This is a genomic window from Bradyrhizobium sp. CCH5-F6 (assembly GCF_001556045.1).
Lineage (GTDB): Bacteria > Pseudomonadota > Alphaproteobacteria > Rhizobiales > Xanthobacteraceae > Bradyrhizobium.
Genome location: NZ_LSIC01000042.1, coordinates 1 through 15,069, shown reverse-complemented (window position 1 = coordinate 15,069; position 15,069 = coordinate 1). Strand labels below are relative to the sequence as shown.

Genomic DNA, 15,069 nt, shown 5'->3' with positions numbered 1-15,069 from the left:
CGCGCGATCGACCCTCCCCCTCCAGGGGAGGGTGAAGATGCGCTCGCTGCGACATCGTTACTTCACCAGCTCGCAGCCACCTTCCGCCAGCGGCCTGAACGCTTGGTCCGCGGGAATCGTCGAGACCAGCTTGTAGTAATCGTATGGATATTTCGACTCCTCCGGCTTCTTAACCTCGAATAGGTACATGGGGTGCACGACGCGGCCGTCCTGGCGGATGGCCGTGTCGCCAAACAGCTTGTCCTTGCCCTTGAACTTCTTCATCTCGGGCACGACGTTCTTGGCATTGTCGCTGCCGCTGGCCGCAACCGCATTGAGATAGGCGAGCGTGGAGGCATAGACGCCGGCCTGGTTGCCGCTCGGCATCTTGCCGTTCATGCCGGGACGCGCGGCGAAGCGCTTTGCGAACGCACGGGTGTCGTCGTTCATGTCCCAGTAAAAGGCTTCCATGAGCTGGAGCCCTTGCGCGACCTTGATGCCCATGCCGTGAACGTCGTTGATGAAGAGCAGGAAGGCGACGAGCTTCTGGCCGCTTTGCTGGATGCCGAACTCGGCCGCCTGCTTCACCGCGTTGATGGTGTCGCCGCCGGCGTTCGCAAGTCCGATCACCTGCGCCTTGGAGCTCTGTGCCTGCAACAGGAAGGACGCGAAGTCGGACGTGCCGAGCGGGTGTTTCGAGGAGCCGAGCACCTTGCCGCCATGCCCCTCGATATATTTCTGCGCCTCCGCCTCGATGCCCTTGCCGAGCGCGTAGTCGACCGTGAGGAAATACCAGTCCTTGCCGCCGCGCGACATCATCGCGGCCGCCGTGGTGTTGCCGGTCGCCCAGGCGTCATTGACCCATTGGATGGTGTTGGGCGAGCAGGCCTTGCCGGTGAGATCCGAGCTTGCGGTCGAGGACGCCAGGAACGTCATGCGGCTGTCGCGCAGCAGCGCGTTGATGGATAGGCCGACCGCCGAGTTCGGTACGTCGACGATGGCGTCGACGCCCTCGACATCAAGCCATTTGCGGGCGATGGCATTGCCGACGTCGGCCTTGTTCTGGTGATCGGCATAGACGATCTCGACCTTGATGCCCTTGCCGCCGCCGTTGAAATCCTCCGCGGCCATGCGCGCGGCCTCGACCGAGCCCATGCCGTTGGTGTCCTGGAAGATGCCGGAGATGTCGTTGAGCACGCCGACACGCACGACGTTGTCGGAGATCTCGGCATTCGCCGCGCCGTTTACCAGGCTCGCGGCCAGCACGAGCGTCCACTTCAGACGTTTCATCATTCCCTCCCTGTTTGATCGATTGCCACACCGGTCGATGCCGGCGCGTTCGAGAAAAATCAGACCTGCCGTTCGGGCAGTCTCAGCACGAGCCCATCGAGGGCGGACGTGATCTTGATCTGACAGGAGAGCCGGCTGTTCGGCAGCCGCTCGCTCGCGGTACCGTCGAGCAGCGCATCCTCATCATCGGCCATGTCGGGCAGGCGCGCGAGCCAGCCGTCATCGACATAGACGTGACACGTGGCGCACATGGCGTTGCCGCCGCATTCGGCCAGGATGCCGTCGAGGCCGTGGCGGGTCGCGGCCTGCATGGCGCTCTCGCCGTCGCCGGCCTCGACGCGGTCGGACCTGCCGTCCGGATGGATGAAGGTGATGGCGGGCATGAGCTCCCTCGTCAGGCCGGGGTGATGGTGACAGGCAGGCTGTCGAGCCCGCGCAGCGTGTTGTTGAAGCGGCGTTTCGGCTCGCCCGTGATCTCGATCTTTGCGATGCGCCGCGCCAGCGCCGTCAGCATCACCTCGCCTTCGAGACGGGCGACGAGCTGGCCGACGCACATGTGGATGCCGGAGCCGAAGCCGACATGGCCGGAGGTGCGGCGGGTGATGTCGTAACTGTCGGGCTCGTCCCAGCGGCGGGGATCGCGATTGGCGGCGGCGAGGAACATCAGCACCTTCTCGCCCTCACCGATCTGCGCGCCCGACAGCTCGACCTCGCGCGTCGTTGTGCGGAAGAAGGTCTGCACCGGGCTTTCGAAGCGCACGGCCTCCTCGAAGGCGCCGCGGGCGAGCGTGAGGTCGTCGCGCAGGCGCTGCCATTGATCCGGGAAGCGGGCCAAGCAATAGACCGCGGCGCCGATGCCGTTGACGGTGGTGTCGAGACCGGCCGACAGCAGCGAACGCACCAGCAGCGGCGCCTCGGTGGCTGTGATGGCGCCTTCGTCGACCTGCGCATGAATGCAGGCCCCGAAGCCGCCGGGCGCCAGGTTCTCGCGTTGGCACTGCTCGGCGACATAGGCCTGGTGCGGCGCCGAGCGTTCGATCGCCTCCTGACGCAACTGGTTGGGCGGACCGAACGCGTTGAACACCACGCTCGCGTAGGGAATCAGATGCTCACGCCCTTCCGGCTTCAGCCCGAGTGCATCCGGGAAGATGGAAAGTGGATAGGCTTCCGCAAGATCCGCGATCGCATCGAAATTGCGCTTTTCGAGCAGCACATCGACTCTCGCCTCAGCCGCTGCGGCAAAGCGATCCCGGACCTGCTTCATCACCGTGGGCGACAGTACCTTCGACAGTACAGCGCGGGTGCGGGTATGCGCGGGCGGATCGGCCTCGAGGATCAGGCTCGGCGGCCGCCACGGAGTCTCCTTCTTGAAGTCGGAGAGGCCGACGCCGCGGCTGGAGCAGAAGGTCGCGGGATCGTTCAGCACCGCATGCACCTCGGCATAGCGCGCGACGGCGTACACGTTCCATTTGTCGAGATAGACGACGGGGCCGGCTTCCCGCAGCAGCTCATGCGTGGGATAGGGGTCGGCAAAAAACTTCATGTCGAAGGGGTCGACGTCGAGATGCGGAATGCCTGATCCAGCGGGGCCGGACGCGGTCATGGAAGACCTCCCTCATTTTGATCTTGTGAAAGGGCGGCGCATGCCATTAGGTCAGCGGGCCCGCCGCGAGTCAGAAACCCGATATGCCGCCGTCTTCGACCAGAGCCCGCCAGAAGCCCGCGCCCACGGATGTGGGTCCGACGCTCGATCTCGACCGCTACGTCCCGGCGTTCATCACCTTCATCGCCAACAAGCTTTCGAACAGCGCGACCGCGTTCTATCAGAAGCAGTTCGGCGTCAACGTCACGGAATGGCGGATCATGTCGCTGCTGGCGATCGAGCCCGGCATTCCGGCCTCGCGAATCTGCCACGTCATCGGATTCGACAAGGGGCCGGTGAGCCGGACACTGGCCGGGCTGGAAAAACGAGGACTGATCTCGATCCGGACCGATCCGAACGACGGCCGCACCCATTCGATCTCGCTCACGGCGAGGGGCCGCGCCACCCACGACAAGGTGATCGTCGCTGCGTTCGAACGTGAGCGGCGCCTGTTGTCCTGCCTCAGCAAGGACGAGCGCGAGGTGCTGATCGATCTGCTGCGCCGGCTGCACGAAAATCTCGGGGCGGTGACCGGCGGCACTGAGGTCTGACAGGACCCGCAACGGGCACCATCTTCCGTCAGCCTCAGGCATGCGCCCGCGTTTGCCGGCGGCACCACTTCTGCCGTGCATTGTTTCCTCCAGAATTAGACGCAGCGGTTCACCCGCCGTCGTCCTTGTTTGAACGGTTCGCACAAATTAGTTGCTTAGGCAACAAAAGAATCGGCAAAATATTGCGGCAAGGTTGCTGGCCTAGTTAGCGCCCCGCCTGCTTCACTTTCCGCTCGTCATTCCGGGGCGCGCGTAGCGCGAACCCGGAATCCATCGTGCTACAAGCCAGGCGGCGAAATGGATACCGGGTTCGCGCCGCGGGCGCCCCCGTAATGACAGCGAGAGAGCTATGCGCTCCTCCGTCAGCTCAGCCTACAAGCCGATCCACTCGCCCGACGCATCATCATTCAGCCGCGCCACCGCATCGGCACGGCGCGTCAACACGGCGCGCTGGTTGATGTAGCCCTTGTCGGTGATCTCGCCGCCGTCAACGGAAGCGGGCTCGGCGAGCAGCAACGCGCGCGTGGCGTGGCCTGAGGAGTTGCCGCTCTGCTGCTTCAGCTTCGCCAGACCCTGCGCGATCGCGGCCCTGACAAGATCATGCGCCAGCACGTCGTTCACGGCCGCCGCCTCGGACAGCCCGGCATGGGCGCGGCAGGCCGCGATGTTCGGAAACACCAGGAAGCGCACCTCGTCGCCGCCATGGCCGGCAACGACGATGTCCTGCGCGAGCGGCGCCAGCGCGGCGATGCCGGCGACGCGCAGCGTGCCGACGCTGACCCAGGTGCCGGAATTGAGCTTGAAGTCTTCCGCGACACGGCCGTCGAAGAACAGGCCGCGTTCGGGCCGCGCCGGATCGGCCAGCTTGACGGCGTCGCCGATGAGATAAAAGCCCTCCTCGTCGAACGCCTGCCTGGTCAGCTCGGGCGCTTTCCAGTACCCAGGCGTGACGTTGGGGCCGCGCACGCGTACCTCCAGCTTGTCGCCGGAGGTGACCAGCTTCAGCTCGGTGCCGGGAATGGGCACGCCGATATTGCCAGAGCGCTCGGCGAGAAAATGACAGTCGGTCGCGAGCGGCGAGGTTTCGGTCGAGCCCCAGGCCGAGACCATCGGCAAGGGGCGGCCGACGGTCTCGATGGACAGCTGCTCCAGAGCATCCCAGAGATTCTGCGGCAGCGCGGCGCCGGCATAGAAAGCGAACTTCACCTCGCCGAAGAAGCGGCGACGCAATTCCTCGTCGCTGCCCAGCGCCGCGATCAGCATGTCGAAGCCGCGCGGCACGTTGAAATAGACCGTCGGCATCACGCTTTTCAGATTGGCAAGCGAGGTCGCGAACAGTCCGGGAGCAGGCTTGCCGCCGTCGATATAGAGCGAGCCGCCATTGCGCAGCACGAGATTGAAATTGTGGTTGGCGCCGAAGGTGTGGCTCCAGGGCAGCCAGTCGAGGATGACGAGATTGCCGCGGCTCTTTTCGAGGAAGCTCCAGGTTTGCGCCTTGGCCTGCTGGCTGGAGGTCAGCATGCGCTGGGTGTTGATGACCGCCTTGGGCGTGCCGGTCGAACCCGAGGTGAACAGGAATTTTGCGATCGTGTCCGGCGTGAGCGCGGCAAAGGCTCTTGCGACGTCGGGCGTCTCGGGCGTTGCCGCAATGGTGCGGAAGGCGAGTGCACGATCGTCATCGGCATTGCCGCTGATGATCTGCGCTTGGTGCAGCGGCTCGATGGCCGCCAGCGCTGCCGCGAATGGCTTGGTCGCGGAGACGTAGATCGCGCCCGGTTCGAGCAGGCCGATCATGCTCTTGAGCTTGTCGAAGTCTTTCGACATCAGCGAATAGGCCGGCGAAATCGCGGCCGAGGGCACGCCGACATGCTGGGCCGCGAGCGCGAGCACCGCATGGTCGATGCTGTTGTCGGAGAGGATCACGAGCGGGCGTTCGACGCTGAGGCCCTGCGCCAGCATCCATGACGCCGCTGCGCGCACCTTCCGCAGCGCCTGCGCATAGGTGACGGTGGTCCAGGGCGCATCGACATTGCCACGCTCGGCCAGGAAGATCGCATCAGGCGTTTGCCGCGCCCATTGCTCCAGCCAGTCGCCGATGCAACGGGCGCCATCGCGCAATGGCTCGGGCGAACGCAGCACGATGCTGCCGTCCGCGCGATGCTCTGCAACGGTCCTCGGTGTTGCGAACAGGCCTGCAACGTCACCATCTGGGGCGACCGTCATGTGTTTCCTCCTCCGCCCGGATATGGGATCGGCCGCAGCCTCGTTCCGGGCCGCTTTGGCCACAATGTTGGGCACGGCAATTGTTGTCGTCAACAACAATCTTTCTCTCGGGATCGCGAGGCGCTAGGGTTGCGCGACAGGAGACACCGACGTGACACCCCGCGCCGACAGCCGCCCCTCCCCCCGCAAGCGCACCGGCAACGGGGCGGCGCCTCCCGATGTCGCCGACGATGTCGGCCTCGACGCGCTGGCCGGCCACGCCGGCTATGCGGTGCGGCGCTTCCAGATCTGGATCTTCCAGGACTTCATCAAGACGCTCGGCGAGGTGGACATCCGGCCGACGCAGTATTCGGTGCTGACGGTGATCGGCGCCAATCCGGGCCTGTCACAGATGGCGGTGGCAAAGCGTCTCGGCATCGAGCGCGCCCGGCTGGTGCATCTGCTCGACAGCCTCGAACAGCGCAAGCTGGTGAAGCGGACCAAGTCGAAGGAGGACCGGCGCTCCCACGCCTTGCACCTCACTTCGCAGGGCGAGACCGCGCTGGCGAAGTTCAAGCGGCTCGCGGCCGAGCATGAGCGGCACGTCGAGGCAAAGATCGGCAAGGAGAACCGGGCGCACCTGCTCCGGATCCTTGCCGGCTTCACGTGATCTTCGCTGCCCACAATTTGGGCAAATGCCCGAGACAGGGCGTTCGTCCCTCTGCCTCATCGATCCGCGAAATCTCACCCAAGCCACTGATCTAACGTTACTATCAGGACCGCACGCTCTGCCCGGATAATGTACACAATGGCACATCGCTTGCTTCACTTCGGGTGAGGACATGTTGCCGGAGTTTTGTCGCCATGGGGGCTGAGCAGCCTGAAACGATCGCCGCGATTGTGGCCGCGCACCGCGCGGGCACGCTGACGCCGGCCGAGACGGTCGCGCGGACCTATCGGCGCATCCGCGACCACAATGATCCCGCGGTGTTCATCAGCCTCCGTGACGAAAAGGACGCGATCGCCGAGGCCGAACGTCTTGCGACGAAAGACGCCGCCGGCCTTCCGCTCTATGGCGTGCCGGTCGCGGTGAAGGACAATATCGACGCCCTGGGCTTTCCGACCACAGCCGCATGCCCGGCCTTCTCTTACACGCCGGCCCACGACTCGACCGCCGTGGGGCGCCTGCGCGCCGCCGGTGCCATCATCATCGGCAAGACCAATCTCGACCAGTTCGCGACCGGCCTCGTCGGCGTCCGTTCGCCCTATGGCATTCCCAGGAATTCGTTCCGCGACGATCTCATTCCCGGCGGCTCGAGCTCGGGCTCGGCGACCGCGGTCGGCGCCGGGCTCGTGCCGCTGTCGCTCGGCACCGACACCGCGGGCTCCGGCCGCGTGCCGGCGATGCTCAACAACATCGTCGGGCTCAAGCCGAGCCTTGGCATGATCTCGACCGCTGGCCTCGTCCCGGCCTGCCGCACGCTCGACTGCATCTCGGTGTTCGCCTTGACGGTCGACGACGCTGCCCTCGCGCTGTCGGTGATGGCCGGGCCAGACCCGATCGATCCGTTTTCGCGCGACCGGCCGCTCGGCACGATCGCGCCGTTGCCGGCAAACCTGCGAATGGGCGTGCCGCGCAAGGGGCAACTGATCTTCTTCGGCGACAAGAAGGCGGAAGCCGCTTACAGCGATGCACTGGAGCGATGGACCGCGCTTGGCGCTACATTGGTCGAGTTCGACCTCGAGCCGTTCTACGAGACGGCGCGGCTGCTCTATGAGGGTCCCTGGGTCGCCGAGCGCTATCTCGTGATCAAGGACCTGCTCGCCTCCGCGCCTGACTCGATCCATCCCGTGACGCGCGAGATCACCGCCGCCGGCGCGCGGCTGACCGCGGCGGAGACCTTCTCGGCGCTCTATCGCCTGCAAGGGCTGCGCAAGACCGCCGAGCGCACGTTCGCCAATATCGACGCGCTGGTGCTGCCGACGGCACCGACGGCCTATACGACCGCACAGGTGCTCGCCAACCCGGTCGAGCTCAACAGCCGGCTCGGCACCTACACCAATTTCGTCAACCTGCTCGACCTCTGCGGCCTCGCCATTCCGGCTTCGATCCGCAGCGACGGCATTCCATTCGGCATCACGCTGCTCGCGCCCGCAGGACGCGATGCGCAGCTCGCCAGCATCGGCCGCGTCTTCCATGCAGATACCAAGCTCACCGTCGGCGCAAAGGGCGTGGCGCAAGCACCGCTCGCAGCGCTGGGCACGAGCAGCAGCGACGAGATCCCGATCGCGGTCGTCGGCGCGCATCTGTCCGGCATGGCGCTGAACGGCGAACTGACGGCGCTTGATGGACGTCTGATCGAGGCGACCAGGACGGCGGCGGACTACAAGCTCTTTGCGCTTCAGACCACGCCGCCGAAACCGGGCATGCTGCGCGTCGAAGCAGGCAAGGGCTCTGCGATTGAACTCGAGATCTGGTCGCTGTCGTCGTCCGCGTTCGGCAAGTTCGTCAACGCGATTCCGGCCCCAATGGCGATCGGCACCGTTCGCTTGGCGGACGGCCGCAGCGTGAAGGGGTTTCTCGTCGAGCCGGAGGTGCTGGGCGAAGCGCGAGACATCACGGCTTATGGCGGCTGGCGGAAATTCATGGCGGAAGCCGCGACGGGGTAGGTGCCGTAGGGTGGGTTAGCGCAGCGTAACCCACCTCTTCTGTTTCGGCGGATACGGACATTGGTGGGTTACGCCTTCGGCTAACCCACCCCACGACATCAGACCGACACCGCGTAAATCTCGTACTCGCCACGCACCAGCTCGATATGCGCGCGCATCGCCGCTGCCGCACCTTGCTTGTCGCCGCGCATGATGGCGACGACGACGCGGTCGTGCTCGGCTTGCGACTTGGCGAGGCGGCCGAGATTGCGGAACTGGGCGCGGCGGAACGGCTGGACGCGGACGCGGGTGGCGAGCGTGATCTCGGCGATGTAGCCGTTCTGCGAGCCGGCATAGATCGCGTTGTGGAAACGCTCGTTGACCTCGTGGAAGCGCTCGGGATTGCCGGTGTAGCTCAGCACCCGCAGCTCCTCATGCACGGCCTCCAGCCCGTGACGCTCGACCGCCGACATGCGTTCGGCGGCAAGGCCTGCGCACAATGCCTCGAGCTCCGCCATCGCCTCGAACATGCCTTTCAGCCGTTCGACGGATGGCTGCGCCACCACTGCGCCGCGATGGGCACGCGCTTCGACGAGCCCGCTCGCGGCCAGCTGGCGCAGCGCCTCGCGCACCGGCGTACGCGAGACGCTGAAGCGCCGTGCGATGTCGGTCTCGTCCAGCGGGGCGCCCGGCGCCAGCGCTCCCCGCACGATCTCGTCGGCAAGCTGAAGCCGCAGTTCCTCGGCGCGCGTGACCTTCTGCAGTGACGGAGGTGCCCGGTCGACGCGGGGCACCACCGGCTCGGCCGGCAATGTCCCGGGCGGAAGATCGTCAAGCGTCATTCGGTCAGGTCTCTTTCGGCTCGTCGATGATGCTGACATGAGCCGCGACGACGCGCCAGCCCTCCGGGAAGCGAATCCACGTCTGCATCTGCCGGCCGACCTTGCCTGGCGCCGTGTCGCGATAGAACAAGGTGGAAGCAACGGCAGTGTCGCGGCCGTAGCTGGTGATCACCGTCTTTGCGGTGCGCCGGTTCAGCCCGACCGGCGAGCGGGCGGCGCGGAAGCCGGAGATGGCCTGATAGCCATAGAGGTTCTCGCCGATGCCGTAGCGCAGTGTGCGGGGATCGTTGCGGAAGAGCTCGCCCAGCACGGCGACGTCGTTGGTGATGAGGGCCTGCTCATAGCGATCGAACGCGGCTTTGACTTCCGCGATCACCTCGGGGAGATCGATCTCCATTTTACAATCCTCTTGGAGGCGGCGCCGACACCACGCCCATCCGTTCCAATGCGTGCGCGACGCGCAGCGCGATGTCCTCGCGCCAGGGCGCGGCGATGATCTGCACACCGATCGGCAACGGCTCGAGCGGCACGGGCACTGCGACGACGGGCAAGCCGATGAACGAGATCGGCTGGGTGTGAATGCCGATATTGGCGCGCACCGGCAACTCGACACCGTCGAGAGTGAAATTCACCTGGCCGAGCTTCGGCGCGGTGCAGGGCGTCGCCGGCGCAAGCAGCACGTCGACCGATGTGAATATCTCGGCGAGCTGGGCCCGATACCAGCGGCGGAACTTCTGCGCGCGATCGACCAGCGACGCCGGCACCATGGCGCCCGCGATCAACCGGTCACGCACGGCCGGATCGAAGTCGTTCGGGCGCTTGCGCAGGCGATCGAGATGCAGCGAAGCGCCTTCGGTGGTGGTGATGACATAGGCGGCCGCGCGTGCGCGTGAAGCTTCGGGCACCTCGACCACCCGCGTTGCACCAAGCGCCTTGGCGACGCGGCTGACGGCTTCGACCGCTTCCGGAAACACGTTCTTCTGGAAGTGACCGCCGGCCATGGCGATGCGTAGATCCGAAACCGGATTGGCGAGCAGCGGCAGCGTCGGTTCCAGGCCACGCGTTGTGCAGGCGGCATCGTCGGCATCCGGCCCCTGCATCACGTCATAGGCGAGCGCGAGGTCGGTAACCGAGCGCGCGAACGGACCGAGATGATCGAGGCTCGCCACGAAGGGGAACGAGCGCGCCCGCGACAGCCGGCCGTAGGTCGGCTTCAGGCCGAAGATGCCGCAGAACGAGGACGGCACGCGGATCGAACCGTTGGTGTCGGAGCCCAGCGCGATCGGCACCAGCGCGCCGCCGACGGCGCCGCCCGAGCCGCCTGACGAGCCGCCGGTCATGCGCGTCGTGTCATGCGGATTGCGCGACGGACCGTCGTGGACGTTCTCGCCGGTGAAGTCGTAGGCATATTCGCCCATGTTGAGCGCGCCGACGAGAACTGCGCCGGCCGCTTCCATCCGCTCGATCAGCGCCGCATCGCGCTTGGCGGGTGCAAGGTCGCGGTTGATCTTCGAGCCCGCACGCGTGGGCAGGCCCGCGACGTCGAACAGGTTCTTCACCGCGAAGGGCACGCCGGCGAGCGGGCCGACGGTCTTGCCCGCGGCGACGTCCGCATCGATCGCCCGCGCCTTCGCGCGGGCACGTTCGGCGGTGACGTCGGTGAAGGAGTTGAGGATGCCGTCATGCTGCTTGATGCGCGCGAGCGCAGCATCGGTGGCAGCGAGCGCGGACAATTGGCCGCCGGCCACCGCTTTTGCGATCTCGGCAGCCGTCATCTCTGGCTTGGTGGTCATGGCGGCATCAGGCCGTGAAGATCGGCGCAGGCTCGGTGTCGTCCGGCAGCGCGAATTCATCAACAAGGCGGGCGAGCCGCAGCGAGACTTCGAGATTGGCGCGCACCGCGGGCCTCCAGGCCTCCTCGACCGGCAGCGCCAGCGCTTTCGATACGGCGTCGATATAATCGTCCAGCGGCTCGGCCATCACGCTCTCACACAATCCGTGCGCTCTTAGTGGGTCTGCAACGGCGGATGCGGGATCGCCGTCAGCAGCTCCTTGGTGTAGTCGTCCTGCGGATCGCTCAAAACCCTCTCGGAAGAGCCTTCCTCGACGATTCGACCCGTCCGCATCACAATGACACGATCGCACAACAAGCGCACCACATTCAAATCATGCGAGACGAACAGATAACTCATACCTAGCCGCGCCTTGAGGTCCTGCAGCAGATTGAGCACCACGGCCTGCACCGAGACGTCCAGGGCCGCCGTCGGCTCATCGAGGATGACGAGTTTTGGATGCAGCGCGATGGCCCGGGCGATGCCGACACGGGCCTTCTGGCCGCCGGACAATTGATGCGGGAAACGATCCAGCAGATTGTGCGGCAGGCCGACCATGGTGGCGAGTTCCTCGCAGCGAGCGCGGAGCGCGTCGCGTCCCTTGATGTCGCCGAGCTGCATGATGGGGTCGGCGATGGCGCGCACGGCGGTGAAGCGCGGGTTTAGGCTGTCGGTCGGGTCCTGGAACACCATCTGGATACGGCTGCGCTGCGGCAGCCGGGCGAAGGAGGCAGGCGGCATGGCGCCGATGTCCTCGCCGTCGAACTGAATCAGGCCGGAGGTCTGGTCGAGCAGCCTCATCACCATCATCGACGTCGTCGATTTGCCGCAGCCGGACTCGCCGACGAGGCCGACGCTCTCGCCATGGCCGATCGAGAAGCTGATGCCGTCGACGGCGCGGAACACGTCGGGCTCCACCGGCGGCTTGCGGCCGAACAGTTTTCCGAGCACGGCGGTTGCGCCTTGGCGGGGGTATTCTTTCACGAGCTTGTCGACGAGGAGGAGGGGCTGCTTTGCCTCGTCACCCCCGGGCTTGACCCGGGGGGCCATCGAGGGAGAGGCATCTTGCGAAGCGGGATGGATGGCCGGGTCAGGCCCGGCCATGACGGTTGTGCCTTCCTCCTCCGGCAGCAGATCACGCAAGTTCACGCCAAGCCGCGGCGTCGCGCGCATCAGCTTTTTGGTGTAGGGGTGCTGCGGATTGGCGAAGATATCGGCGGCGTTCGCGGTCTCGACGACCCGGCCCTTCTCCATCACCACGACGCGGTCGCAATAGGCGGCTGCCAGACCCAGATCGTGCGTGATCAGGATGGTGGACATCGCGCGGCGCTTGGTCAGCTCGACGATCAGGTCCATCACCGCCTTCTGGGTGGTGACGTCGAGGCCGGTGGTCGGCTCGTCCGCGATCAGGAGCTGCGGATTGCAGGCCAGCGCGAGCGCGATGACGACGCGCTGGCACATGCCGCCCGACAGCTCGAACGGATAGGCGTGGTAGCGCTCGCGCGGGCGGGCGATCTTGACCTGCTCCAGCGCCTCGATCGCCTTTTCGCCATGGTCCGAGACCGTTGCCTGTTGCACATGGGTGCGCAGCACGTCCTCGATCTGGTCGCCCACCTTGCGGATCGGGTTCAGCGCGGCGCGCGGGTTCTGGAAGATCATCGAGACTTCGCGGCCGCGCAGGTCGCGCATCTGGTCTTCGGTCGCGGCCTTCACGTCGATCCCGGAGAACATCACCGAGCCCTCGGCGATCCGCCCTGCGCGGTCGAGGATGCGCATCACGGCATAGGAGGTCACCGACTTGCCAGAGCCGGACTCGCCGACGATGGCGAGCGTCTCGCCCTTGGCGACGGAGATGTTGACGTGCTGCACCGCTTTCACGATGCCGCGGCGGGTGGTGAATTCGACGGTGAGGTCCTGGACGTCGAGCAGAGGCTGGGCGGTCATGAGGGCCTCCCCATCAAAAAGGTCGAAAACAACCCCATGCACAGTAGAACGACATTGGAATCATTGGAGATTTTCGGACGCAATTTTCCCATCGCTCACGTCCTCCGCTGCGGATCGACGATGTCGCGCAGACCGTCGCCGAGGAGGTTGAAGCAGAACACGGCGATCATCAGGGCAAGGCCCGGGAATAGCGCGATCCACCATTCCCCTGAAACCATGAAGCCGGCGCCTTCCGCGACCATGATGCCCCATTCGGCAGTGGGCGGACGGACGCCGAGGCCGATGAAGGACAGGCCCGCGGCATTGAGGATGGCATAGCCCATGGTCAGCGACATCTGCACGATCATGATCGGCATGATGTTCGGCAGGATGTGCACCAGCAGGATACGGAATTCGCCGTTGCCCGACAGGCGCGCCGCCTGCACGAAGCCGGCGTTGCGGCGGACATTGGCCTCGGCGCGCGCGACGCGGGCATAGAGCGGGAAGTTGACGATCGCGGTGGCCAGGATGATGTTCTGCACGGTATTGCCGAGCGCCGCGACGATGCCCATGGCGAGCACGAAGAGCGGAAACGCCATGATGGTGTCGGCGATGCGGCCGACGATGCGGTCGGTCCAGCCGCCGAAGTAACCCGCAGCGATGCCGGCGAGCCCGCCCATCAGGAACACCAGCGCGACGGACGCGACCGCAATGAAGACGTCGAGCCGGGTTGCGACGATGACGCGGCTGAAGATGTCGCGGCCGAGCTGGTCGGTGCCGAACCAGTGCGCCGCCGACGGCGGCTTCAGGGCAGCGGCGGTGTCGGAGGCGAGCGGATCGTACGGCACGACATAGGGGCCGAAGATCGCGGCGGCGAGGATCAGGATCAGAAGGGCAAAGGCGAAGCCCGTGACCTTGTTCTCGCCGAGCACATAGCGGGTCTGCTCGAGGATCGCGACCAGGCCGGAGGTGCGGGCGGGACCAACGGGTTCAACAGCAGGCGCAACGGTGCTCATGATTAGCCCTCCAGCCGCACGCGCGGATCGATCACGCCATACAAGATGTCGATGACGAGGTTCAGCAGCACGTACATGACCGCCATGGTCAGCACGAAACCCTGCACCGGCGCGAAGTCCGACGAGATCAACGCTTCCACCGCATAGGAGCCGATGCCGGGCCAGGCGAAGACTTTCTCGACCAGCACGTTGGCCCCAAGCAGGAACGAGAACACCATGCTGAGCGTGGTGATCACCGGCAGCATGGCATTGCGGAATGCGTAGGTTACGATCACGGTCGCCGGCGACAGGCCGCTGGCGCGCGCGGTGCGGACGAATTCGCTGGCCAGCACCGCCAGCATCGAGGCGCGCGTCATGCGCGCGATCGGCGCCAGCGAGAAGATCGCGAGCGTGGTCGCCGGCAGGATCAGCTGGCTCAGCGCCGAACGGAATGCCTCGAGGTCGCGCGCGAGCAAGGTGTCGATGAGATAGAAACCCGTCACCGTCGGCGGCGCGCTGTAGAACACATCCAAGCGGCCGAGCGGTGCGGGCGACCAGCCGAGGCGGAAGTAGAACACATAGACCAGCACGAGGCCGGTGAAGAACACCGGCAGCGACACACCGGCCGTCGTCGTCACCCGGCAGAGATGGTCAATCCACGAGCCCGGTCGCGTGGCCGCCAGCACGCCGAGCGGAATGGCGATCGCGATCGAGACGAAAAGGCCGAGCAGGGTCAACTCGGCGGAGGCCGGCAGGCGATTGCGGATTTCCGCGGCCACGGGCTGGCCCGTCGTCAGCGAGTTGCCGAAATCGCCGTGGGCGAGGTCGTTGGTGTAGCGGAAGAACTGCTCGATCAGCGGCCTGTCGAGGCCGAGCTTCTTGCGGATCTGCTCGACCGCCTCTTTGGTCGCGGCGGGGCCGGCGAAATAGGCGGCGGGGTCGCCCGGCAATGCGCGCGTCAGCAGAAAGGTGACGATGACGACGCCGATCAGCGAAGGAATCGCGAACATCAGGCGCTTGCCGATCATGGTCAGCATGGGGGGCTCCTAATGTAGAAATGAGGTTGGTGCCGCGTTCTCCGCTGCGCCCCCTCTCCCCTTGTGGGAGAGGGTTGGGGTGAGGGGTAGCCCCAGGCGAGTTCGGAGTTTGTGGCTACCCCTCACC

At 65.8% G+C, this 15,069-nt stretch carries 14 protein-coding genes; 3 read left to right on the top strand and 11 right to left on the bottom strand.

The annotated features are described in order from the left end of the window. Positions 1–57 precede the first annotated feature (57 nt). Genes AX729_RS07075 through AX729_RS07065 form a run of 3 tightly spaced genes read right to left on the bottom strand, consistent with a single transcriptional unit; the run spans position 58 to position 2,872 of the window. Positions 58–1,269: an ABC transporter substrate-binding protein gene (locus AX729_RS07075; protein WP_061021462.1), complete on the bottom strand. Its 1,212-nt coding sequence runs from the start codon at positions 1,267–1,269 to the stop codon at positions 58–60. A gap of 59 nt (positions 1,270–1,328) precedes the next feature. Further along, on the bottom strand, positions 1,329–1,652 hold the full coding sequence (locus AX729_RS07070; RefSeq protein ID WP_061021459.1) for a 2Fe-2S iron-sulfur cluster-binding protein: 324 nt from the start codon (positions 1,650–1,652) through the stop codon (positions 1,329–1,331). Between the two features lie 11 nt (positions 1,653–1,663). After that, entirely contained in the window at positions 1,664–2,872 is a 1,209-nt protein-coding gene (locus AX729_RS07065; protein WP_061021457.1) for a cytochrome P450, read from the bottom strand. An 83-nt stretch (positions 2,873–2,955) separates the two neighbouring features. Here AX729_RS07065 and AX729_RS07060 point away from each other — a divergent pair, with 83 nt between their 5' ends. Continuing rightward, a complete protein-coding gene (locus AX729_RS07060; RefSeq protein ID WP_061021456.1) occupies positions 2,956–3,462 on the top strand; it encodes a MarR family winged helix-turn-helix transcriptional regulator in 507 nt (168 codons plus the stop codon). Positions 3,463–3,834: 372 nt separating this feature from the next. Here the strand turns inward: AX729_RS07060 and AX729_RS07055 are convergent, their stop codons facing one another. Then, positions 3,835–5,685 (bottom strand): feruloyl-CoA synthase, encoded by a 1,851-nt coding sequence (locus AX729_RS07055; protein WP_061021454.1) that lies wholly within the window; start codon positions 5,683–5,685, stop codon positions 3,835–3,837. A 151-nt stretch (positions 5,686–5,836) separates the two neighbouring features. Between AX729_RS07055 and AX729_RS07050 the strand changes: the two genes are divergently transcribed. Beyond that, complete coding sequence (locus AX729_RS07050) at positions 5,837–6,334, top strand: MarR family winged helix-turn-helix transcriptional regulator (RefSeq protein ID WP_061021453.1); 498 nt, start codon at positions 5,837–5,839, stop codon at positions 6,332–6,334. Between the two features lie 194 nt (positions 6,335–6,528). After that, entirely contained in the window at positions 6,529–8,334 is a 1,806-nt protein-coding gene (gene atzF / locus AX729_RS07045) for an allophanate hydrolase (RefSeq protein WP_061021451.1), read from the top strand. Positions 8,335–8,432: 98 nt separating this feature from the next. Here atzF and AX729_RS07040 read toward each other — a convergent pair whose 3' ends face one another. From AX729_RS07040 to AX729_RS07010, 7 genes are all read right to left on the bottom strand, one after another. Continuing rightward, positions 8,433–9,155: a GntR family transcriptional regulator gene (locus AX729_RS07040; protein ID WP_061021449.1), complete on the bottom strand. Its 723-nt coding sequence runs from the start codon at positions 9,153–9,155 to the stop codon at positions 8,433–8,435. 4 nt (positions 9,156–9,159) lie between these two features. Beyond that, positions 9,160–9,552, bottom strand: coding sequence for an oxalurate catabolism protein HpxZ (gene hpxZ / locus AX729_RS07035; protein ID WP_061021447.1), 393 nt, complete (start codon positions 9,550–9,552; stop codon positions 9,160–9,162). A 1-nt stretch (position 9,553) separates the two neighbouring features. Next, complete coding sequence (locus AX729_RS07030; protein WP_061021446.1) at positions 9,554–10,948, bottom strand: AtzE family amidohydrolase; 1,395 nt, start codon at positions 10,946–10,948, stop codon at positions 9,554–9,556. Between the two features lie 7 nt (positions 10,949–10,955). Next, the gene (locus tag AX729_RS07025; protein WP_061021444.1) at positions 10,956–11,135 is read right to left on the bottom strand and encodes a DUF4089 domain-containing protein; all 180 of its coding nucleotides are present in this window, start codon (positions 11,133–11,135) and stop codon (positions 10,956–10,958) included. A 26-nt stretch (positions 11,136–11,161) separates the two neighbouring features. Beyond that, entirely contained in the window at positions 11,162–12,931 is a 1,770-nt protein-coding gene (locus AX729_RS07020; protein ID WP_061021442.1) for a dipeptide ABC transporter ATP-binding protein, read from the bottom strand. Between the two features lie 95 nt (positions 12,932–13,026). Beyond that, entirely contained in the window at positions 13,027–13,926 is a 900-nt protein-coding gene (locus tag AX729_RS07015; RefSeq protein ID WP_061021440.1) for an ABC transporter permease, read from the bottom strand. Positions 13,927–13,928: 2 nt separating this feature from the next. Then, on the bottom strand, positions 13,929–14,942 hold the full coding sequence (locus tag AX729_RS07010; RefSeq protein ID WP_061021438.1) for an ABC transporter permease: 1,014 nt from the start codon (positions 14,940–14,942) through the stop codon (positions 13,929–13,931). Between the last annotated feature and the right edge of the window lie 127 nt (positions 14,943–15,069).